The following is a 19962-nucleotide window of genomic DNA, read 5'->3' on the forward strand; positions in this document are numbered from 1 at the left end:
GTCACTCCCCGCCGCGACCACGCCGTTCATCGCGCCGACGGCGAGATCCGCTCGCTCGGCCCATGCCGGCGACGTGCGGGCCGGGGGCGCGGGGTGTGGCGCTGCTCCCGGTGCCGGGCGGGCCGGCCGGGGTGCGGCCGTGCCGTCCGGCGCTGTGCGGGCCGTGGGAGACGTGGGGTTCCGGGCCCTGGGGCGGGCGGGGCGCGCGGTCGCGGAAGGCGTCCTGCTCCGGGTCCCAGGGGGAGCCGCTCGGTGGCTCGGTCATGGTCCATGCTGGGAGCGGGCCGCAGGGTGCCGCCACTTGGGGGGAGCCAGGGGGTGGATGCCTGTGTGACGGGTGCCTGCTGCTTGCCGACGAGCCGAGAGGCTGACGCTCTACTTGCCGGAGGCCTTCGCGGCCTTGGCTGCTGCCTTCATCTCCTGCTTGTGCGCCCTCACCTTGACCAGCGACTCGGGGCCCGTGATGTCGGCGACCGAGCGGAACGAGTCCGGGTCGCCGTAGGAGCCCGCTGCCTCTTGCCAGCCCGTGGGCCGCACGCCGAGCTGCTTGCCGAGCAGGGCGAGGAAGATCTGGGCCTTCTGCTTGCCGAAGCCGGGCAGGTCCGCGAGGCGCTTCAGCAGGTCCTTGCCGGTGCCGACGTCCTTCCAGACGGCCTCGGCGTCACCGTCGTAGTGCTCGACGAGGTACCGGCACAGCTGCTGGATCCGCTTGGCCATGGAGCCCGGGTAGCGGTGCACGGCCGGCTTCCGGGACAGCAGCGCGGCGAAGGCCTCCGGCTCGTGCGCGGCGATCTCGTGCGCGTCCAGGTCGTCCGTGCCGAGCCGCTGGGCGATGGTCGCAGGGCCCTTGAACGCCCACTCCATGGGGACCTGCTGGTCCAGCAGCATGCCGACCAGCGCGGCGAGCGGACTGCGGCCGAGCAGCGCGTCGGCCTCGGGATCCTGGGCGAGGTGAAGGGTGACGTCCATGTCCCGATCATCCCCCGGGGCCGAGCCGGCCGCCGCTCAGGTCGCCCGCCAGTACCCCAGCGCGTGCACCCGCTGCTTGGGCAGGCCCAGTTCCTTGCGGACGTACGCCGTCAGGGCCCGGGTCGTCGCCGTGTCGCAGGCGATCCAGACGTAGGGGTCGGCCGTGCCCTGGAGCAGGCCGGGCAGGTCCGACTTCACCCGGTCGACGAGGTGGGCGCCGGAGTCCCGGCGCGGCACCTTGCGCAGCTCGTGCCGGTCCGGGTCGGTGCGGAACGGCAGGCCGTCGCCGCCGCCCTCGAACCAGACGGTGGCCGGGGCGGAGCCGAGGGCGTCCAGGAGGGAGTTGATGGCGGGGAGGGAGGCCGGGTCGCCGACGGCGAAGACGTGCGAGGGCGCGGGTCCCGGGTGCTCGAAGCCGGTGCCCTGGACGGTCGCCCCGATGGTGTCGCCCGGCTTCGCCGCCCTGGCCCAGTCGCTGGCGCACCCCTCGTGCAGGGCGAACTCCAGGGCGAAGGTGCCGGCCTCGGTGTCCGGGTCGACCAGGGTGTAGGCCCGCTGGTGCGGCTTGCCCGCGTTGTCGAACCACAGCCGCACCCACATGGTGGGGTGCACTCCGGTCGCGGCCAGCAGACCGCCGTCGGTGAAGTGCAGCCGCCGGTAGTCCGGGGTGACGTCCTCGACGTCCGTCACCGTGAACTCGAAGTCCTTGCCGCGCAGCAGTTTGAGGACCGCGCCCTCCCAACCCCGCCCCTGCCCCATCGCGCCCTCACCTTTCACGTACCATTCCGCCACGATTGACTTAGGCAAGGCTAACCTAAAGCACAGAAGGGGCGCAGCGTGGCCACCGAGATCCACCGTGACGCCTGGGGCATCCCGCATCTGCGCGCGGGCAGCGCGACCGAACTCGCCCGCGCGCAGGGCCTCGTCACCGCCCGCGACCGGGCCTGGCAGCTGGAGACCGAGCGGCACCGGGCGCAGGGCACCTCGGCGTCCTTCCTCGGCGAGAGCGCCCTGGCCTGGGACCGGTTCGCGAGACGGGCCAGACTCGACGACACCGCGCAACGCTGCTTCGCGGACCTGGAGAGACGGGACCCCGGGACGGCGCGGTGGGTGAGCGCGTACGTCGACGGGGTCAACGAGGGTCTGGCCGACAGCACCGCACCCGAGTTCGCCCGCACCCGCCTCACCCCCGGCCGCTGGGAACCCTGGACCCCCCTCGCTGTCTGGCTCGCGACCCACATCCTCTTCGCCGGGTTCCCGGCCAAGCTCTGGCGCGAGGAGGTCGCCGCCCACCTGGACGCCGACGCCCTCGGCCTCTTCGCCGCCGACGGCCCCGGCACCTCCGGCAGCAACGGCTGGCTGGTCAGCGGCGAGCGGACCGTCACCGGGCAGGCGGTGATCGCCGGCGACCCGCACCGCTGGATCGAGGACCCGGGCGTCTACCAGCAGATCCACCTGTCCTGCCCGGAGTTCGACGTCGTGGGCCTGGCGGTCCCCGGCATCCCCGGCATCGCCCACTTCGGGCACACCGGCACCGTCGCCTGGGCCATCACCAACGCCATGGCCGACTACCAGGACCTCTACCGGGAGCGGCTGCGGCGCACCGGCGCCGGGGTCGAGGCTCTCGGCCCGGACGGGGTCTGGCGGCGGGCGGCCCGGCACACGGAGACCGTCGAGGTGGCCGGCGAGGACCCGGTCGAGGTCGAGGTGATCGAGACCGGCCGGGGCCCGGTGATCATCGGCGGGCCCGAGGGCCTCGACGGCGACCCGGCCGGCCCCTCGGGCGTGCCCGTCGCGATCAGCCTGCGCTACCCGCCCCGCGTCACCGGCGACCTCGGCTTCGGCGCCCTGCTGCCGCTGCTGCGGGCCCGCCGGGTCGCCGACGTGGACACGGCCTTCGACCACTGGGCCGAGCCGGTCAACGTCGTCCAGGCCGCCGACACCGAGGGCGGTGTCCTGCACCGCGTGGCCGGGCGGGTTCCGCTGCGTGCCGAGACCAACTCCCTGCGGGTGGTGCCCGCCTGGGAGCCCGGCCACGAGTGGCGGGGCTGGCACGTGTCACCGCGCGCCGGGCTCACCGACGGCGTCGCCGTCATGGCCAACCAGCGCGGCCCGGCCGGGCCCCTCGGCGTCGAGTTCGCCCCGCCGCACCGCGCCGACCGGATCGCCGCGCTGCTCGAGGGCCGGGAGCGCTGGTCCGCCGCCGACATGCCCGCCCTCCACACGGACACCCACCTGGCCTCCGCGTCCCCTCTCCTGGACCATCTCGACGCCCTCGACGGCCTCACCCCAGAGGCCGCCGCCCTCCGGGACCGCCTCCTCGGCTGGGACCGCCGCATGGACGCCGGCAGCGCCGACGCGGCCCTCTACGCGGCCGTGCGCGGAGCGGTCGTACGGCGGCTCGCGGCGCACCCGGCGTTCGCCGCGCTCACCACGCCACCGGCGTACCCGGAGGTGTTCCAGCCCTGGCTGGCCCTCCTCCCCCGGGTCGGCTTCGCGCTCGAACACCTGCTGCGGGCCGAGGAACTGTACGGAATCGACCGCCCCGCGGCCGTCCGCGCGGCGATCGAGGACGTGGCCCTGCGCCCGCCGGCCGGTGTCTGGGGCGACACCCACCGCCTCGCCCCCTGGCGGGCGCTCGCGCCGGAGCAGCCGTACGAGGAACCGGGGCTGTCCGGTGACCACGACTGCGTGCTGTGCACCTCGGGCGTGCCGGGCCTCACCGACCGCGCCACCCGGGGCCCGGCCGCCCGGTACGTCTGGGACCTGGCCCGGCGCGAGGACAGCCGCTGGGTGGTCCCGCTCGGCGCCTCGGGCGTCCCCGGCTCGCCCCACCACCGCGACCAGCTCCCCCTGTGGCTCGCGGGAGACCTCGTCCCGGTCGTGACCGACTGGACCCGGCTGAAGAAGGAAACCGATGTCTGACCCGTACGCCTCCCGCACGTCCGTCCACGAGCAGGTGGTCGACGGCTTCGGCACCGTCCGCGTCCTGCCGCTGGACCCGGAGGCCGACGCCGGGGTGATCCACCGCTGGGTGAGCGAGGACCGGGCCGTCTTCTGGGGCATGAACGACCTCACCGAACAGCAGGTCGCCGAGATCTACGCCCATATGGACACGCTCGCCACCCACCACGCCTTCCTCGTCGTCCGGGACGGCGCGCCGGTCGCGCTCCTCCAGACCTACGAGCCGGAGGCCGACCGCGTCAGCGAGTGCTACCACGTCCGCCCCGGCGACATCGGCGTCCACCTGCTCCTCGCCCCCGCGGGCCCGGACGGCGGACAGCCGGGCTGGACCGCCCGGCTGGTGGCCGTCATCGCCGCCCACGTCCTGCTCGGCCTGGACCGCCGGCGGGTCGTGGTCGACCCGGACGTGCGCAACGAGAAGGCGATCGCCCGTTTCCTCGCACTCGGCTTCACTCCCGGGCCGGTGGTGGTCCTGCCGGAGATCGACCTCCCGGACGTGCACCTGCCGGAGAAGAAGGCCCAGCTCGCCTTCCTCGACCGGCGGATACTGTTCCCCGGGTGACGCCACAGGACCTCATCGCCCATTACGGACTCGAGCCGATCCCGCGTGAGGGCGGCCTGTTCCGCCAGACCTGGGCCGGCCCCGAACGCCCCGACGGCAGGCCGGAGGGCACGGCGATCGTCGCGCTCCTGACGGCGGACGACTTCTCCGCCCTCCACCGCCTGCCGACGGACGAGATCTGGCACTTCTACCGGGGCGACCCCCTGGAGCTCCTCCTGCTCGCCCCGGACGGCGGCACCCGGACGGTGGTCCTCGGGCCGGACATCCTCCACGGCCAGCACGTCCAGTTCACGGTCCCGGCGGGCACCTGGATGGGCGGCCGGGTGACCGGGGGCGGCGCATGGACCCTCTTCGGCTGCACGATGGCTCCCGGCTTCACGTTCGAGGGCTACGAACACGGCGACGCGGCAGAGCTGACGGCACGCTATCCGGCAGCGGCAGCCAGGATCGCGGGTCTGTCCCGGTCTTCTCCCAGCCACACCCCAAACCGTTGAGCGCTCCACCGATCCCGTCCGTACCCCACGGGAAGCCGTACAGCCCCACCCCGGAGAACCCTGTGGACCACCGGCGGAACGAGGATCGCGATGTCGGACACCCCCGGCGAGCCCAAGCCCTGGTGCTGCTGGGCACCGTGCTGGTCCTGCTCCTCCTCGGCGCAACCCCCGCCTCCGCCCACGCCGCCCTCCGCAGCACCGATCCCGACGACGGATCCGTGGTCCGGCAGGCCCCCCGCCACGTCACCCTGACCTTCACCGAGTCCGTAGGCCTGCTCGACGACTCCTTCCGGGTCTTCGGCCCCGACCAGCGCCGGGTCCACACCGGCGAGGCCACGCACGCGGACGGCCGCTCCGACACGGCCCGGGTCGGCCTGCCCGGCAAGCTCGCCCGGGGCACGTACACCGTGGCCTGGCGGGTCGTCTCCGCCGACAGCCACCCCGTCTCCGGCGCCTTCACCTTCTCGGTGGGGAAACGCTCCGCGACCACGGTCCAGGCCGACACGGGCCCGGCCGAGGACCCGCTCACCCGCGGCCTCCACGACGCCGCCCGCTACCTCGCCTACCTCGCCGCCGCGCTGCTCGTCGGCGTGGTGGCGTTCGCGCTGCTGTGCCGGCCCCCGCGCACCTCCCCCCTGCGCCGGCCACTGGTGGCGGCCTGGTGGACGCTGCTGGGTTCCACGGCCGTCCTGCTGCTGCTGCGTGCCCCGTACGAGACGGGCACGGGCCCGGCCGCGGCCTTCGACGTCTCCGCCCTCGGCCGCACTCTCACCGGCCGCCCCGGCGAGGCCCTGCTCGCCCGCCTGGTCATCCTCCTGCTGATCGCCGCCTTCCTGACACGGCTGTCCAGACGCCGTGACACCAGGGAGCAGCCCGTCGCCCTGGCGATCGGCACGGCCCTGGCCGCCGCCCTGGCCCTGACCTGGGCGGCGGCCGAGCACGCCTCCGCCGGGATCCAGGTGCCGCTGGCGATGACGTCGTCCGTACTGCACCTGCTGGCGACCGGCGTCTGGCTCGGCGGCCTCGTGGCGCTGCTGCTGACCCTGCGCCGCTCGTCCGGCGACGACCTGGCGGAGGTCGTGCCCCGCTTCTCCCGGATCGCCTTCGCCTCGGTGACCGTCCTGGCCGTCACGGGCACCTACCAGTCCTGGCGCGGCCTGGGCTCCCTCTCCGCGCTGACCGGCACGCCGTACGGCCGGCTGCTGCTCGCCAAACTGGCCGGGGTGGCCGTGCTGTTGCTGGTGGCCGGCTACTCGCGGCGCTGGACGCAGCGGCTCGCGGCACCCGCGACGGCCGTCCGGGCAGCCGTACCGGCACGGGTCCCGCAGCCGGTCGGCGCGACCGTGGAACAGCCAGGGCCCGGGGAACCGTCCGCGCGCCCGGAAGAACCGGGGACGCCGCCCGGCGGGCCCGTGGAGGAGTCCCCCGCGTCCGACGCCGACCGGGACACCCGGCGGCGCCGCCTGCGCCGCTCCGTCCTCGTGGAAGTCGCCGTCGCCGCCGTGGTGCTGATCATCACGACCGTGCTCACGGGAACCCTCCCGGGCCGTGCCCAGGCCGAGGCGGCCCAGCAGGCCCCGGTGGGCGCGCTGCCGCCCACGACCCAGGCCACGGTGCCCTTCGACACGGGCACGGGGTCCGTGACCGGACGCGGCACGGTGCAGGTCACCCTGGACCCGGCCCGTGTCGGCGAGAACGGCGTCCAGGCCGTGGTCTACGGCTCCGACACGGGCCTGGTCGTCGTCCCCGAGGTGCGCATCACCTTCTCCCTGCCCGCCCGGAACGTCGGCCCCATCGACGCCGAACTCACCGACCAGGGCGGCTACTGGGGCACCAACTCCGTCAACCTGCCGCTCGCCGGGAACTGGACGATGAAGACGACCGTGCGGGTGTCGGACGTGGACCAGGTGTCGGTGGAGCGGCAGGTGCGGATCGTGCCTTAGGCAGCCGCACGGCCGCCGTCGGCGGGTCCCCGTCGAGGAGCCGTGCCATGACCTCGGCGGCGCGTACGGCGGCGTCGCCGCAGCAGTTGTTGAACAGGACGTGGACCTGCTCGGTCCGCGCGGCCAGCCGGCGCACGCGGGGCAGCCACTCGGCGAGTTCCTCCTCGTCGTACGCGTGGCGGAACCGGTCCTCCTTGCCGCCGGTGCCCCAGGCGGGGCTGCGGCCGTGGAACCGGACGACGGACAGCCGGGGCGAGGTCACGGGTGTGACGGGCGGGACGGACGAGGGGAGCGTCTGCGTCATGTCGACGGCGACCGCGGCCATGCCGTGCCGGGTGAGCAGCGCACCGGTCGACTCGTCCTGCCCCGGCTCCCACCAGGAGGGGTGGCGGAACTCGACGGCGAGCGGCCAGCCTTCGGTCCGCTCGGCGCACTCCCGGAGGAACGCCTCCGCCCGCTGCCCGGGCCGGAACCAGGGCGGGAACTGGAACAGCACGCTTCCGAGGCGCCCGGCCTGCCGCAGTGGCTCGATCCCGGCCGCGAACCGGGCCCACACCTCGTCGAGCACTCCCGGGTCCCGGTGCTCGGCACGCAGCCCGTCCGGCATCACCGTCTGCCGGGTGGGATGCCCGGTGAGCAGCGAGAACGCCTTCACGTCGAAGACGAACCCGTCCGGTGTCCGCTCGGCCCACAACCGGCTGTTCCGCTCGCTCGGCAGCGCGTAGTACGAGGCGTCGACCTCGACGACCGGGAACCGCTCGGCGTAGTGCCGTAACCGCCCCTCGGCGTCCCGCCGTCCCGGCGGATACCAGCCGCTGCCGACCAGCGCCCGGTCGGTCCAGGAACACGTGCCCACCAGGATCTGACCCATGGGGGAGCGGTTACCCGCGCCGGGCGGCGGCAGGCTTTGCTTCGCGGTGGGGCGTCACGGTGATACCCGTCGCAATCGGGGTAACCAGGTGATAACTGTGCATATCCGGGGATACAGCTGATTTCCCCCGAGAGTGAGATGACCGATCATGGAGCAGCCCGTCACCGCCGGCCGGGCCACCCGGTCCTCGGGAGAAGAACCCGAGGCTCTCGAAGCGCTCGTGGGCGCCTCCCTCACTGCCCGTGTCACCCTCGACGAACACGGCACCGTGACCGGCTGGAACGCGGGCGCCGAGCGGCTCCTCGGTTACCCGGCCCGGCAGCTCACCGGGCGCCGCGCCGCGGATCTGCTGGCCGAGCCGATCCCGGTGCGGGGCGGTCTGCCCACGCTCGCCGAGCTGCTCCGCTGGAACGGCGACGTCGCGCTGCGGCACCGTGACGGCCGGAAGCTGACGGTCCGGATCCTCGCCCACCACAGACCGCCCGGCACCGGCGCGCCCGCCTGGCTCGTCGTCTCCGCCCTGACCGGCCGGCAGCCACCGGCCGGTCTCGACGAATCCCTGGTGAGCTGGAGCTTCGCCCAGTCCCCGTGCTGCGCCCAGGCGATCTACGACACGCGGCTCCGGCTGCGCCGGGCCAACGCCGACATGGAGCGCGCCACGGCGCTCACCGAGGAGGAGATGCGGGGCCTGCGCGTGTCCGAGATCGTCGACGACGCCGCCGGTCGGCGGGCGGAACGCAGCATGGCCCGGGTGCTGCGGACCGGCGAGCCCGAGCACCAGGAGAACTACCTGCGCGCCCACGGCGAGAACCACGAGCACGCCTGGTCGGTCTTCATGTCGGCGCTGCGCGACCACGAGGGCACCATCCGGGGCGTCTGCCTGTCGGCGCACGACATGACGGAGCAGTTCTGGGCCCGCAAGCGCCTCCAGCTGATCACCGAGGCCGGCCGCCGTATCGGCAGCACGCTCGACGTGACCCGCACGGCCCAGGAGCTGGCGGACGTGACCGTCCCGGCGCTGGCCGACTTCGTCAGCGTCGATCTGCTGGCCGCGCTGGACGACGCACCCGAGCCGCCCGTGCGGGCGGTTCCGGCGGACGGGCCGCTGCTGCTGCGCCGGGCAGCCCTGCGGTCGGTGACCCCGGGCGCCCCGGAGTCGGTCGTGGCGGCCGGCGCGGTGGACTCCTACCCGGCGGGCTCGATGCCGTTCGAGAGCCTGCGCAGCGGGCGGCCCACCCTGCACGGGGTGAGCGACACGGCGTTCACCGCCTGGCTCGCCCGCGACCCGGCCCGCGCCGCCCGGGTCCGGGCGTTCGGCGTCCACTCCGTGATGACCGTGCCGCTGGCCGCCCGCGGCACCACCCTGGGCATCGCCTTCTTCGTGCGGCACCGCAACCAGGAGACCTTCCAGCACGACGACCTGGTCCTGGCCGGGGAACTGGCCGCCCGGGCCGCGGTCAGCATCGACAACGCCCGCCGCTACACCCGCGAGCGTGCCATGGCGGTCACGCTCCAGCGCAGCCTGCTGCCGCGGCGGCTGCCCCGGCAGGCGGCCGTCGAGGTCGCCTCCCGCTACCTCCCGGCGGGCGGGCACGCCGGTGTCGGCGGGGACTGGTTCGACGTCATCCCCCTCTCGGGCGCGCGGGTGGCGCTGGTCGTCGGAGACGTGGTCGGCCACGGCCTGGTGGCCTCGGCGACCATGGGGCGGCTGCGGACGGCGGTTCGCACACTCGCCGACATCGACCTGCCCTGCGACGAGCTGCTGACCCACCTCGACGATCTGGTCGCCCGCCTGAACACGGAGGAGGAGAGCGACGGTGAGCGGAGGCCGGCGGACTCCGCCGAGACCTCGAGCGATGTCGGCGCGACCTGCCTGTACGCCGTCTACGACCCGGTGACGCGGCGCTGCTGCTTCTCCGGGGCCGGCCATCCCGTACCGGCCGTGGTGCGCCCCGACGGCACCGTCGAACTCGTCGGGATCCCGGCCGCGCCCCCGCTCGGCGTGGGCGGCCTGCCGTACGAGGCGACCGAGATCGTCCTCCCCGAGGGCAGCCTGCTCGCCCTCTACACCAACGGCCTGATCGAGACCCCCGACCGGGACGTCGACACCGGCGTCCACCGGCTGCGGGAGGCCCTGGCCCGCCCGGCGGCCTCGCTGGACGCCCTGTGCGACACGGTTCTCGCCGACCTGCTGCCGCAGCGCCCGGCCGACGACGTGGCCCTGCTCATCGCCCGTACCCGCGCGCTCGACGCGAGGCAGGTCGCCACCTGGGCGGTGCCGGCCGACCCGTCCGCGGTCGCGCAGACCCGCAAGGACGTGGTGGCGCAACTGGAGCGGTGGGGGCTTTCGGACGCCGTGTTCGTCACGGAACTGGTCGCCAGCGAACTCGTCACCAACGCCATCCGGCACGCCGAGCCGCCGGTCCAGCTCCGCCTGATCCACGACACGACCCTGATCTGCGAGGTCTCCGACGGCGGCAGCACCGCCCCCCACCTGCGGCGCGCTCGCACCTATGACGAGGGCGGCCGCGGCCTGCTCCTCGTCGCCCAGCTGACCGAGCGCTGGGGCACCCGCCAGAGCGCCACGGGCAAGACCATCTGGGCGGAACAGAGCCTGTCCTACGCGTGAGGAGCCACCGGCCATGACCAGACCCGCATCGCACCGGGCCGCCCGCGCCCGCGTCCAGCAGGCCGCCCTGCTGTTCGGCCTCGTCTTCCTCGTGGTCGGCGTGCTGGGCTTCGTCCCCGGCATCACCACCGACTACGGCTCGCTGGAGTTCGCCTCCCAGGACTCGGGCGCCGAACTGTTCGGCCTGTTCCAGGTCTCGATCCTGCACAACCTCGTGCACCTGGTCTACGGCCTGGCCGGTCTGACCCTCGCAGGCACGGCCGCCGGGGCGTACTCGTACCTGCTGGTGGGCGGCGCGGTCTACCTGGTGCTGTGGGTGTACGGCCTGTCCGTCGGCCACGACAGCGACGCCAACTTCGTCCCGCTGAACACAGCGGACGACTGGCTCCACTTCGCCCTGGGCATCGCCATGATCGGCCTGGCCCTGGCCCTTGGCCGGCGCGGAACGCGCACCGGCGCACGGTAAGGATCACCGACGACGGCATGCAGACCTTCCTGCCCTACCCCGACTTCCGCACCACGGCCCTGGCCCTCGACCGCCGCCGGCTCGGCAAGCAGCGGGTGGAGGCGCTGCAGGTCCTGCGCGGCCTGGTCGTCCCCGGCTACGGCTGGCGCCGCCACCCGGCCGTGCGGATGTGGCTCGGCTACGAGGAGGCACTGGTGCGCTACGGCCTGGAGATCTGCCGCGTCTGGCGGGAACAGGGCCACCAGGACACCTGCGCGGCGACGCTCGTGGCCGACCTCGCGGCGACCCGCCCCCGAGCCCCGGTCCGCGACCAGCACCGACTCGCCGCCGAGGGCGAGCTCCCGCCCTGGCTCGGCGACGACACCTTCCACGAGAGCCACCGCTCGGCCCTGGTCCGCAAGGACCCCACGGCCTACGCGGCCCTCTTCCCCGGCGTCCCCGACGACCTGCCGTACGTCTGGCCGGCGTCGGACCGCGCGGGCGGGGAGCCGGACCCCAGAACTGACAGCCCCTAGGCCGCCCTGCGGCGCGCCGGACGCCCGGTCTCGGCGGGCTGCTCCGTCACGTCCTCGAGCGGGAAGGCTTCGTCCTCCCCGAAGTCCGGAGCCTGGAAGGGGTTGGTCGCCGGAGGCGGCGACGCTGCGCTGGAACGGCGGGGTTGCCCTTCCACAGCGGAGAACAGCGAAGTCGGTTCGATGAGAGGTCTCTCTTCCGTTACTGGCCCGGGCAGGGCCAGGCGTGCCCTGACCGGGCACGGAGGTCCTACAGCTTGGTCATCTTGGCGTAGGGACTCAGGATCCGCATCTGCGCCGACCCGAAGTCGACGAGCGCGGCGATTCCGTCCTCGATGCCGATGACCCGGCCGAGCCCGTACATGTCGTGTGTGACCTGGTCACCCACGGCGAAGTGCTTGGGAGCGGGCGCGACCGGAGCCTTGAAGGGGCTGGTAGGCAAGTGACGCTTATGAGCAGCAGGCTTTGTCATTGGCCTCAGTATGCGCCTACTGGCGCCTCTCGCGCTGCGGCTGTCCATGTCCGGTGCCCGAACCGAGACGAAAGAGAGGCCGTGCATTGGCCCGAAGAATCGAACACATGATTGAATTTGGCCATGCGAACGTTTCCCGACGATCTCGTCCGGGCGCAACGGGAGTGGAGCGCCGCCTACCGGCAGCTCGCCGATCGGCCCGGCCGCACCGAGCTGCGCAGGCGTCTGTACCGGCTGTCGGCGCAGGCCTTCTTCCACCCCTACTGGCAGCAGCGACGGCCGGCCCCCGCGGCGTGGTGGGAGCTGCGGGAGCTGGGGCGCACAGCCGGGGACGCGAGTGAGCGGCTCCACCGATGACACGCCGGACTGCGGAACCGTACGTCCCGGATGATCCTGAAGGCATGGCCGGACCGATTCGCGTGATCGTGCATCCACCGTCGCCCTCGGGCGGCCGACGCGTCCGTGTGGACGGCGAGATCCTCGGACTCGCCCACGACGTGACCGATGTCGCGGAGTTCCTCCGCCGCGCCGGCCTGGAGATCGACCCGGCGGACGTGGCGGAGGTGTCGTGGATCGACTGGCGCGGAGTGGGGCCTGAGCACTGGGGCCCGGAGCCGGGCGGCTGACCCGCCGAAGGCCTCGTGCCACGGACGACGCCATCACGGACTTCGACGCCGGCGGCCGCCGCGTCCGCGCACGAGGGGTCGTCGTCGGAGTAGCCGAACCGGGCGCGCCGGGGAGCTCCACGGTCGTGAGCACCTTCGACGGCCTGGGCCGCGGACGGCCCGGAGGAACCGCACGGCGGGCTGCAGTACGTCGACGCGACGGGAGGCACCCGTCACCACCGCCCGCCGACCGGAGCACCGCGCCGGGAGATCGGCGCGCAGCCGTGGGCGCTTGTTGCGGGCCGGGTGCGGACCGGGGCGACGGAGGAGCCGTCGCCCGATGAGGACGGTGCGCCCCGGTCGTCCCCGGGCGCACCGCCGGCCGGTCTCACACCGCGCGGACGTGGCTCGTGAGCCGGCCCTCCTCGTAGAGGTGGAACGTGAGCGCGGGCGGGGCCGCCTGGGTCTTCCAGGAGGAGTCCGGGCCTTGCTCCCAGGGCAGCAGGGCCGTCGAGACGATGCCCGGGGCGCACAGCAGCGGGCGGCCGGCGAAGGAGCTCGCGGCCGCCGTGTGGGCGTGGCCGCAGAGGACGGCGACGACGTGCGCGTGGCTGTCGAGGACCTTCGCCAGGGCATCCGGCTCCCTCAGCCCGATGCGGTCGATGTACGGCAGGCCCAGCGCCACGGGCGGGTGGTGCAGGGCGACGAAGGCCGGCCGGTCGGGGGCGGCGGCGAGGGTGTCGTCCAGCCAGCTCAGCGTCTCCGGCTCCAGCAGGCCCTCGGAGCGGCCGGGTATCGAGGAGTCGCACATCAGCACCCGGACGCCGGCGATGTCCTGGACCTCGTTGACCGGCGCCGTCCCACCACCGCCGAGCAGCACCTCCCGGTACTCCGGGCGGGAGTCGTGGTTGCCCGGGCACAGGAGCACCTGGTGGCGCTCGTACAGCGGGGCGAGAACCTCGCGGGCCTGAAGGTACTCCGCCACGGTGCCCCGGTCGGCGATGTCCCCGGTGATCAGCACGGCGTCCACCGTGCCCGGCAGCCCCGTCACGTGGGAGACGGCCCGGCGCGTGCGCTCGGCGCTTTCCGGCGTGCCGTCCAGGTGCAGGTCGCTGAGGTGGGCCAGTACGGTCACGTCCTGGCCTCCGTCTGAGCCGGCAGATCACGCCCGGGCTCCCCGGCGTCCTGCCTGCTCGCCCGCCAGCGGGCCCATGTGCCCACGCACATGGCCAGGGAGATCGCGAGGACGCCGATGAAGGTGTCCTGCGACTGGTGCAGGCGCGGGTCGACGAACTGAACCACATAGGTGATCATCAGGTTCGTCCCGAACAGCATCGAGACCGTGATCGGCTCGGTCCGTACGATTCCCTGCTGGAGCAGGTAGAGCGAGATGATCACGCCGACGAGGCTGATCGCGAGGATCGCGCCGACGTTGTCCGGGGAATAGGGGCCGAAGCTGTCGCGCGCCACCAGGATGACGAGGGTGGCGACGATCAGGGCCACGAACCGGGAGGCCATCATCTGCCGTACCGACATCCCCGCGTCGCCGAGCCGCTTCGTGTAGTACGTAATCCCCGACAGCGAGATGGTGGTCAGCACACACATCACGATCCCGAAGACCAGCTTTCCGGTCGGCAGGTCCCCGATGGCCGACTCCCCGTCGGAGGCCGTGATCAGCAGGTACGCCATGGCGACGAGCATCGCTCCGGCCGCTGCCAGCTCCAGCGGGAGTGCCTTCGTACCGGGCCGCAGCTTGAAGCCGAGCGCGATGGTGACGGCCGGACCCAGGCCGATGATCATCGAGTTGGCCATGGCGGGTTCGAAGGCGGTGAACGCGTACAGCACCGCGATCCAGCAGACCGCGGTGGAGAGGTTGAGCATCACCACGTCCGGCAGACAGCGCCGCACCACGGCCTTCAGCTCCCGCTTGTCGCGCAGGGTGAGGAAGTAGAAGGCCTGGGCCACGACGAAGGAGTTGAAGGCGATGAACTCCGGCGAGAGGTCCTGGACCAGGGCGCCCTCGAAGACCGACTTGGTCGAGTTGATGACGCAGTAGCCCAGCACCAGCAGGGGACCGGCGGCCAGGGCGAGGCGGCGGCTAGACGACATCGTAGAAGCCCTCGCCGTCGAGGTAGCGGGCGGTCATGTAGTCGTGCGTCACCACGCCCTCCACCTCGTGCAGGAGGTGCACGAGCATCGGGTAGGTGAGGTCGTTGACCGTCCGCGCGATCTCGTCGCCGGGCCGTACCTTCAGCAGGACGTCGTGGAAGCTCTCCAGCGCGCGCAGGTCGGTCATCTTCGGGTAGTCGACGAGCTTGCCCGCCTCGGGCGCGATCATGTTGACGCACACGGCGTGCCGGGCGACTTCGTAGTCGGTGTGCCGGCGGGCGTCGAAGGCCTCGGGGTCCGTGTAGGCGAGCACCGTCCACTCCAGCTGGCTCTCGCCGATCGCCGCCCGGGTCAGCAGGGGGAGCATGGCACCACACACCCGGGCGCCGGTCTCGACCAGCCGGGGGCCCTGCGGCGTCAGCTTCAGCTCGGTGTGGGCCGGGCCGTGCCGGACGCCGAGCGCGTCCAGCACGGAGAACGCGTACTCGGTCAGCAGGTCCTGTTCAGGACCCCGGCGGACCAGCAGGGCCGACCCGCCGAGCAGGTCACGTACACCGTTGACCTTGAGGTGCTGGGTCTTCCACACGTCGCACACGTAGTGCTTGCCGTCCAGGCTCACCGTGTTGACGTAGTACTCGGCCCCCACGAGGTACTCCTGGGCGACCACGGCGTCGTTGCGCAGCCCGACCGCGCTGTCGGCGCCGACGAGCGAGGCGAAGGCGGCCCGTACCTCACCGGCCGTGCTGCAGAAGGACACCCCGTCGTTCAGCGCGCTGCGGACCGGCTTGACGACCACGGTCCGGTCTGTCGCGCCGTACCAGTCCAGCAGCGTGTCCAGGTCGGTGGCCAGGACCTGCTCGGCGGCCGGTACCCCGGCGGCCCTGACCGTCTCGACCATGCGGAACTTGTCCCGCCGGGCGTTGCTGAGCGCGGTGCCGTTCGTTCGCAGCCCCAGCGCCTCACTGAGCACGTCGGCCAGCTCCACGCCGATCTCCGCGCCGGCCAGCAGCGCGACCGGGGCGTACGGGGCGACGCCGGCCAGCGTTTCGGCCGTGTCGCCGCGGTGGACCACCGTGGCGATGAAGTCGCCGGGCCGGAAGGACGCGCCGAAGGCGGTGGGCGGGGTCTCCAGGCTCTGCACGTGCAGGCAGTCGTAGCCCCGGGCGTGGAAGAGCGGTGCGAGGTGACTGGCGGTGGAGAAGGCGTCGACTATCGCGACGACCGGGCGGTGGCCCTGAGGGGTACTCACGCGAGGGGCTCCTTTGGTGGTGTGCTGAGGTGACCGCCGAAGGGGTGGCGGTGATGCGGTCGACGGCGGCCCTGACCAGGCCGGTGAAGAGGGTGGGGGCGGGCCGGGCGAGGGCGTCCAAGAGGAGACTCCCGTAAGCCGCGAGGGGGAGAGGGAAGGGGTGCCGGGCCGGGTCAGCCCGCCTTGGCGTCCACAGGTGCCTCGGCACGCGGGTCCTGCGGCGGTGCGGGACCGCAGTCCACGGCGAACACCCCTCGGGACACGGCCCGTTCGAGCCACCAGCCGGCGGTCTGCGAGGTGACGATCGCGGTGAGCACCAGGGTCGTGAACAGTGAGGCGTTGACGATCCCCGCGTCGAACGAGACCGTGGCCAGCACGATGCCCGGGCCGCCTCGTGCGTTGAGCGCGACGGCGAGGTCGAGGGACTCGGCCTTCGACCGGTTCGTCAGGCGGGCCCCGGCGTATGCGCCGGCCGTCTTCGCCGAGCAGGCCACCAGGAGGAAGCCGGCGGTGAACCACAGGTCGAAGGAGTGCACCAGGTCGAGCTTGAGGCCGACCATCGCGAAGTAGACGGGGATGAAGAACCCGGCGGCGAAGCCCTTGAGCCGGCCCAGGGGTTCGCTCTGCGAGTCCTGCCCGGTCATGCCGGACAGCAGTCCCACGACGAACGCGCCGAACATGGCCGCGACCCCGAGGAACACACAGCTCGCGGCCACCGCCAGGAGCACGACCATGCGCACGGCGACCGTGCCCGGCGGGCGGTCCGCCGTACCGGTCGTGCCGCCCGGTCGGCGCCGCAGCACCACGGCCACCAGCGTCATCAGCCCGAAGAAGGCGACCGAGGCCACCGAGTGGTAGGCCGCGGAGGCGTTGGCCGACGTGATTCCCAGGGTGTGGGCCAGTCCGAAGCCGCTCTCCTCGCCGCCCGCGACCATGCCGAGCGCCACGGAGAGGATCACGTTCAGAATGATGTCCTCGACCACCGCGACCGACAGCACGATCCTGGCGAACCGGGTCCGGATGATGCCCAGATCGAGCATGATCCGGGAGATCACCGGGATGCTGGTCACGGCGATCGCACAGGCGAGGACCAGAGTCAGCGCGGACACGTTGCCGGCGGGTCCGACCAGGTCCGCGGTGTCGACGAACCGGACGGCCAGCAGGCCGAGCCCGAAGGGCACGGCCATTCCGGCCAGGGCGATCACCGCGACGGACCGGCCGTCCTGCCGGGAGAAGACCTGACGCATCTCCACCCCCGCCGTGAACATCAGCAGGAGCATCCCGAGCTGGTAGACCAGGGCGGGCCCGTACGCCACCGGCCCCTCCGTGGGGAACAGCCAGGTCCCGGCCCGGGGCAGCAGCTGCCCCAGCACGGTCGGCCCCAACAGCAGCCCGCCGAGGATCTCCCCGATCACGGGCGGCTGCCGGAACCTGGCGAAGAGCCTGCCCATGCCGTGCGCTGCGGCCAGCAGCAGGGCGAGCGCCGTCAGGACCCGGAAGAGGTCAATCTGAGACACGGGTGTCCAGACTCAGGCGGGACGCCACGGCGGAGGTGGAGCCCGTGTACTTGCCGTCGTAGCCGACCGGCTCGCCCTGCATCGACCAGAAGGCCAGCTTCCCGATCATCATCCCGGGATAGACCCGCACCGGGTGCGCGACCTTCATCTCCAGCGTCCACGGAAAGACCGCTCCGCTGTGCCCGAGCGGGGCGGAGAACTGGATCCAGATTCCGAGGGTCGAGGCGGACCGGCAGGCGTAGAGGGTGGCCGCATAGTGCGGGCTGCCCATCGCCTCCATGGTGCCGCCGAGGTAGAAGCGGCCCGGTTCCAGCACCATGCCCTCGGGGCCCATCGTGACGTGCTCGGCCTTCGGCGGTTCGAAGCAGTCGATCACGTCCTGCTCGTACCAGAGGATGTCGTCGGCGAGACGGAAGCCGTAGCTGTTCGGCTCCAGGCGCTCCGGGTCGAAGTCGTCGATGCGGATCCGTCCGGCGCGTACCTCGGACAGGATCTCGGGTCCACTCAGGATCACAGCCAGCTCCCCAGCACCTCGTGGACGGCGGAGCGGTACGCGTCCAGGCCCGCCCGGTTGTCGATCACGGCGTCCGGGGTGATCAGGTCGATGTCCCGGGTCGAGCGGTCGGCGCGGGACGGATCCCCCCGGCCGGCCAGCCGCTGCCGGCGCAGTTCCTCGTCGCAGGTGATGCGCAGGACACGGAAGCCGTGCCCGCGCAGGGCCGGGGCGTCCACGTGCGGGTCGCGCAGGTCGTCGTTGACGACGAGATCGGCGTCGGTGTCCGCGAGGCGGGCGGTGAAGTCGGCGGCGAGCGAGTCCGGGCGAATGCGCCGCATCGCGTCGGCGAGCGCCTCCATCAGGATCTGGTCCTGCGCACCCTCGTGGAGCGAGCCGCCGGCTGCCCGGTACACCTGCTCCTGCAGGTCGTACAGCGGCTTGGCGAGTTTGATCCGGGCGTGCGTCAGACCCTTGTCCCCGGCGAACTCCTCGATGAGGGAGGCGCAGGTGGACTTGCCGGCGCCGGCGAGGCCCACCACGGCTATCCGCAGGCTGCGGCGGGTACCGGTCCTCATCGGGCGTTCTCCTTCCCGGTGGTCCTGGCCAGCACGGCGTCCGGATCGACGTCGAGGGTGCCGCGCAGCCGCACCATGGCCACGGAACCGAGGACCGTGCGCAGTTCGGCCAGGCCCCGGTAGAACGACGTGTAGTCGGGCACCAGGTAGGTCTGCCAGGTGAAGAAGGTGGTGTCGACCTGGCGGTCCACGATCTTGTTCAGGTACGCCCAGCGCTCGTTGCCGTCGGTCACATGCCGTACGGTCAGCGGCTCCCCGGGTTCGACCTCGGGCAGCAGCAGCGCGGCCAGCCGCTTGGGCTCGGCCGTGAACTCCGCGCCGAGCCAGGACTCGAAGAGGTCGGGGTCCATCAGAATCTTGTGGCCGGGCTCGTACGACTCGATGCGGTCGTCCACACTCTCGCGGACCAGCTGCTCCAGACGGGGGTCGGCCCGGATCGTGCCGACCCCCACGTACGGGTAGTCCCGCCAGGGATGGACGAGGATCTCGCCGTTCTCGATCGTGCAGAAGAGCTTGTCCCCGGTGAAGTACGTCCAGCCGGGCCGGCGCAGGGCCGACAGCAGGGTGGTGGTCTTGCCCGCGCCCTTGGGGCCGGCGATGATCACGGCCTCGCCGTCCCGGTGCAGGCCGGAGGCGTGCAGCACCACCGTGCCGAGGTTCTCCTCGTGCCTGATGACGAGATCGCGCACGAAGTCGAGGATCTGCACCGTGGAACGCTCGGTGATCCGGGCCAGGAAGGTGTTGTCCTTCGCGGTGTCGGCCGGGGTGTCGAGCAGTGTGGCCCGGTTGATGTACTGCCGGCGGCCGCCGGCGTCGACGACGTGCGCGTCGAAGTTGAACTCGGCGGCGTTGCTGCGGCGGATGACCGACTGCGGCAGGTCCCACACCCCGGGGGCGGTGTCCGTGTCCGGGTCGTAGGAGCGTACGTCGACGGAGAAGGTGATGTCGCCGGCCGGGTCCGGAGCGATCAGGTGCCGGAAGAAGCGGCGGACGGGCTCGAACACCTCCTCCGCGTCCTCGGCCACGTCGAACCGCACGGTGGTGTGCAGGAAGTTCAGGTAGAGACTCATACTCATGTCGCTCTCCGTGACGCGGCGCAGGCCGTGAGGGCGCGCAGCAGTTCGTCCGCGTGGGCTTGGAAGGACTGGGACCAGATGGGTTCGAGCAGCGGGGCGAGGCCGTCGACGCCCAGTTCGTAGTCGAGGGCGAGCGAGATCCGGGTGCTGGTGCCGTCCGCGGTCAGGGACCACTCGCCGGACAGCTTCTCCAGGTCACCGATGGTCTGCTCGAAGCGCAGCCGGAGCCCGGGCCCGGCGGCCTCCCGTTGCCTCCAGGTCACCTCGCTGCCGTTGAGCAGCACGGTCCACTCATTGATGCGGAACGTCTTGTCCTGGTCGGACTGCGGGCTGACGGCCACCACGTGCCGGGCCCGGGACGCGACGAGCGAACTGTCCTTGACGATCGCCCACAACTCCTCCGGGGTACGTTCCTCGATCAGCGTTTCCGCCTGAATCTCAGGCATGTGACCT

General features: G+C 72.6%; 22 protein-coding genes. 9 read left to right on the plus strand and 13 right to left on the minus strand.

Annotated elements, in window-relative coordinates; translation table 11 throughout:
- Position 1: 1 nt before the first annotated feature.
- From ACFU3E_RS10600 to ACFU3E_RS10610, 3 genes are all read right to left on the minus strand, one after another.
- Positions 2–265 carry a hypothetical protein gene (locus ACFU3E_RS10600; protein ID WP_384154730.1) on the minus strand — a complete coding sequence of 88 codons (264 nt, stop codon included), beginning with the start codon at positions 263–265 and terminating at the stop codon, positions 2–4.
- A gap of 110 nt (positions 266–375) precedes the next feature.
- The gene (locus ACFU3E_RS10605; RefSeq protein ID WP_384154732.1) at positions 376–969 is read right to left on the minus strand and encodes an HhH-GPD-type base excision DNA repair protein; all 594 of its coding nucleotides are present in this window, start codon (positions 967–969) and stop codon (positions 376–378) included.
- Positions 970–1005: 36 nt separating this feature from the next.
- A complete protein-coding gene (locus ACFU3E_RS10610; protein ID WP_384154734.1) occupies positions 1006–1728 on the minus strand; it encodes a siderophore-interacting protein in 723 nt (240 codons plus the stop codon).
- Positions 1729–1806: 78 nt separating this feature from the next.
- Between ACFU3E_RS10610 and ACFU3E_RS10615 the strand changes: the two genes are divergently transcribed.
- The 4 genes from ACFU3E_RS10615 to ACFU3E_RS10630 all read left to right on the plus strand — a co-directional run bounded on the left by ACFU3E_RS10615 (position 1807) and on the right by ACFU3E_RS10630 (position 6932).
- Positions 1807–3894: a penicillin acylase family protein gene (locus tag ACFU3E_RS10615; RefSeq protein ID WP_384154736.1), complete on the plus strand. Its 2088-nt coding sequence runs from the start codon at positions 1807–1809 to the stop codon at positions 3892–3894.
- Entirely contained in the window at positions 3887–4495 is a 609-nt protein-coding gene (locus tag ACFU3E_RS10620; protein ID WP_384154738.1) for a GNAT family N-acetyltransferase, read from the plus strand. Before ACFU3E_RS10615 ends, ACFU3E_RS10620 begins: the two co-directional genes overlap by 8 nt.
- A complete protein-coding gene (locus ACFU3E_RS10625) occupies positions 4492–4989 on the plus strand; it encodes a cupin domain-containing protein (protein ID WP_384154740.1) in 498 nt (165 codons plus the stop codon). Before ACFU3E_RS10620 ends, ACFU3E_RS10625 begins: the two co-directional genes overlap by 4 nt.
- Before the next feature lie 122 nt (positions 4990–5111).
- Positions 5112–6932, plus strand: a complete 1821-nt coding sequence (locus tag ACFU3E_RS10630; protein WP_384154988.1) for a copper resistance protein CopC — start codon at positions 5112–5114, stop codon at positions 6930–6932.
- Here ACFU3E_RS10630 and ACFU3E_RS10635 read toward each other — a convergent pair.
- Positions 6832–7803: a DUF72 domain-containing protein gene (locus ACFU3E_RS10635; protein ID WP_384154742.1), complete on the minus strand. Its 972-nt coding sequence runs from the start codon at positions 7801–7803 to the stop codon at positions 6832–6834. The two genes, ACFU3E_RS10630 and ACFU3E_RS10635, sit on opposite strands and share 101 nt — an antisense overlap.
- 148 nt (positions 7804–7951) lie before the next feature.
- Here ACFU3E_RS10635 and ACFU3E_RS10640 point away from each other — a divergent pair, with 148 nt between their 5' ends.
- Genes ACFU3E_RS10640 through ACFU3E_RS10650 form a run of 3 tightly spaced genes read left to right on the plus strand, consistent with a single transcriptional unit; the run spans position 7952 to position 11413 of the window.
- Entirely contained in the window at positions 7952–10432 is a 2481-nt protein-coding gene (locus ACFU3E_RS10640) for a SpoIIE family protein phosphatase (RefSeq protein ID WP_384154744.1), read from the plus strand.
- Between the two features lie 13 nt (positions 10433–10445).
- On the plus strand, positions 10446–10898 hold the full coding sequence (locus ACFU3E_RS10645; protein WP_384154746.1) for a DUF4383 domain-containing protein: 453 nt from the start codon (positions 10446–10448) through the stop codon (positions 10896–10898).
- Positions 10899–10915: 17 nt separating this feature from the next.
- The gene (locus tag ACFU3E_RS10650) at positions 10916–11413 is read left to right on the plus strand and encodes an MSMEG_6728 family protein (protein ID WP_384154747.1); all 498 of its coding nucleotides are present in this window, start codon (positions 10916–10918) and stop codon (positions 11411–11413) included.
- Positions 11414–11660: 247 nt separating this feature from the next.
- Here ACFU3E_RS10650 and ACFU3E_RS10655 read toward each other — a convergent pair whose 3' ends face one another.
- Positions 11661–11882: a hypothetical protein gene (locus tag ACFU3E_RS10655; RefSeq protein WP_102910292.1), complete on the minus strand. Its 222-nt coding sequence runs from the start codon at positions 11880–11882 to the stop codon at positions 11661–11663.
- A gap of 123 nt (positions 11883–12005) precedes the next feature.
- Here ACFU3E_RS10655 and ACFU3E_RS10660 point away from each other — a divergent pair, with 123 nt between their 5' ends.
- Positions 12006–12239: a hypothetical protein gene (locus ACFU3E_RS10660; protein ID WP_384154749.1), complete on the plus strand. Its 234-nt coding sequence runs from the start codon at positions 12006–12008 to the stop codon at positions 12237–12239.
- Between the two features lie 44 nt (positions 12240–12283).
- Positions 12284–12508 carry a hypothetical protein gene (locus ACFU3E_RS10665; RefSeq protein ID WP_384154751.1) on the plus strand — a complete coding sequence of 75 codons (225 nt, stop codon included), beginning with the start codon at positions 12284–12286 and terminating at the stop codon, positions 12506–12508.
- Positions 12509–12875: 367 nt separating this feature from the next.
- Here the strand turns inward: ACFU3E_RS10665 and ACFU3E_RS10670 are convergent, their stop codons facing one another.
- The 8 genes from ACFU3E_RS10670 to ACFU3E_RS10705 form a co-directional block, all read right to left on the minus strand.
- Complete coding sequence (locus tag ACFU3E_RS10670; protein ID WP_384154753.1) at positions 12876–13622, minus strand: phosphodiesterase; 747 nt, start codon at positions 13620–13622, stop codon at positions 12876–12878.
- Positions 13619–14596 (minus strand): EamA/RhaT family transporter, encoded by a 978-nt coding sequence (locus ACFU3E_RS10675; RefSeq protein WP_384154755.1) that lies wholly within the window; start codon positions 14594–14596, stop codon positions 13619–13621. The genes ACFU3E_RS10670 and ACFU3E_RS10675 overlap by 4 nt, the downstream gene beginning before the upstream one ends.
- The gene (locus ACFU3E_RS10680; protein ID WP_384154757.1) at positions 14586–15845 is read right to left on the minus strand and encodes an ATP-grasp domain-containing protein; all 1260 of its coding nucleotides are present in this window, start codon (positions 15843–15845) and stop codon (positions 14586–14588) included. Before ACFU3E_RS10680 ends, ACFU3E_RS10675 begins: the two co-directional genes overlap by 11 nt.
- Before the next feature lie 173 nt (positions 15846–16018).
- A complete protein-coding gene (locus tag ACFU3E_RS10685; protein WP_384154759.1) occupies positions 16019–17362 on the minus strand; it encodes a cation:proton antiporter in 1344 nt (447 codons plus the stop codon).
- On the minus strand, positions 17349–17876 hold the full coding sequence (locus ACFU3E_RS10690) for a deoxycytidine triphosphate deaminase (RefSeq protein WP_384154761.1): 528 nt from the start codon (positions 17874–17876) through the stop codon (positions 17349–17351). The genes ACFU3E_RS10685 and ACFU3E_RS10690 overlap by 14 nt, the downstream gene beginning before the upstream one ends.
- The gene (locus ACFU3E_RS10695) at positions 17873–18433 is read right to left on the minus strand and encodes a hypothetical protein (RefSeq protein ID WP_384154763.1); all 561 of its coding nucleotides are present in this window, start codon (positions 18431–18433) and stop codon (positions 17873–17875) included. Before ACFU3E_RS10695 ends, ACFU3E_RS10690 begins: the two co-directional genes overlap by 4 nt.
- Positions 18430–19509, minus strand: a complete 1080-nt coding sequence (locus ACFU3E_RS10700) for a hypothetical protein (RefSeq protein ID WP_384154765.1) — start codon at positions 19507–19509, stop codon at positions 18430–18432. Before ACFU3E_RS10700 ends, ACFU3E_RS10695 begins: the two co-directional genes overlap by 4 nt.
- Positions 19506–19955 (minus strand): type II toxin-antitoxin system RatA family toxin, encoded by a 450-nt coding sequence (locus tag ACFU3E_RS10705; RefSeq protein WP_384154767.1) that lies wholly within the window; start codon positions 19953–19955, stop codon positions 19506–19508. The genes ACFU3E_RS10700 and ACFU3E_RS10705 overlap by 4 nt, the downstream gene beginning before the upstream one ends.
- Positions 19956–19962 lie beyond the last annotated feature (7 nt).

This window comes from Streptomyces sp. NPDC057424 (genome assembly GCF_042803315.1).
Taxonomy (GTDB): Bacteria; Actinomycetota; Actinomycetes; order Streptomycetales; family Streptomycetaceae; genus Streptomyces.

Coding starts and splice junctions, on each gene's coding strand:
- ACFU3E_RS10600 (WP_384154730.1), bottom strand. CDS start 265: ATGACCGAGCCACCGAGCGGCTCCCCCTGGGACCCGGAGCAGGACGCC.
- ACFU3E_RS10605 (WP_384154732.1), bottom strand. CDS start 969: ATGGACGTCACCCTTCACCTCGCCCAGGATCCCGAGGCCGACGCGCTG.
- ACFU3E_RS10610 (WP_384154734.1), bottom strand. CDS start 1,728: ATGGGGCAGGGGCGGGGTTGGGAGGGCGCGGTCCTCAAACTGCTGCGC.
- ACFU3E_RS10620 (WP_384154738.1), top strand. CDS start 3,887: ATGTCTGACCCGTACGCCTCCCGCACGTCCGTCCACGAGCAGGTGGTC.
- ACFU3E_RS10635 (WP_384154742.1), bottom strand. CDS start 7,803: ATGGGTCAGATCCTGGTGGGCACGTGTTCCTGGACCGACCGGGCGCTG.
- ACFU3E_RS10640 (WP_384154744.1), top strand. CDS start 7,952: ATGGAGCAGCCCGTCACCGCCGGCCGGGCCACCCGGTCCTCGGGAGAA.
- ACFU3E_RS10645 (WP_384154746.1), top strand. CDS start 10,446: ATGACCAGACCCGCATCGCACCGGGCCGCCCGCGCCCGCGTCCAGCAG.
- ACFU3E_RS10650 (WP_384154747.1), top strand. CDS start 10,916: ATGCAGACCTTCCTGCCCTACCCCGACTTCCGCACCACGGCCCTGGCC.
- ACFU3E_RS10655 (WP_102910292.1), bottom strand. CDS start 11,882: ATGACAAAGCCTGCTGCTCATAAGCGTCACTTGCCTACCAGCCCCTTC.
- ACFU3E_RS10660 (WP_384154749.1), top strand. CDS start 12,006: ATGCGAACGTTTCCCGACGATCTCGTCCGGGCGCAACGGGAGTGGAGC.
- ACFU3E_RS10665 (WP_384154751.1), top strand. CDS start 12,284: ATGGCCGGACCGATTCGCGTGATCGTGCATCCACCGTCGCCCTCGGGC.
- ACFU3E_RS10675 (WP_384154755.1), bottom strand. CDS start 14,596: ATGTCGTCTAGCCGCCGCCTCGCCCTGGCCGCCGGTCCCCTGCTGGTG.
- ACFU3E_RS10695 (WP_384154763.1), bottom strand. CDS start 18,433: ATGAGGACCGGTACCCGCCGCAGCCTGCGGATAGCCGTGGTGGGCCTC.
- ACFU3E_RS10700 (WP_384154765.1), bottom strand. CDS start 19,509: ATGAGTATGAGTCTCTACCTGAACTTCCTGCACACCACCGTGCGGTTC.
- ACFU3E_RS10705 (WP_384154767.1), bottom strand. CDS start 19,955: ATGCCTGAGATTCAGGCGGAAACGCTGATCGAGGAACGTACCCCGGAG.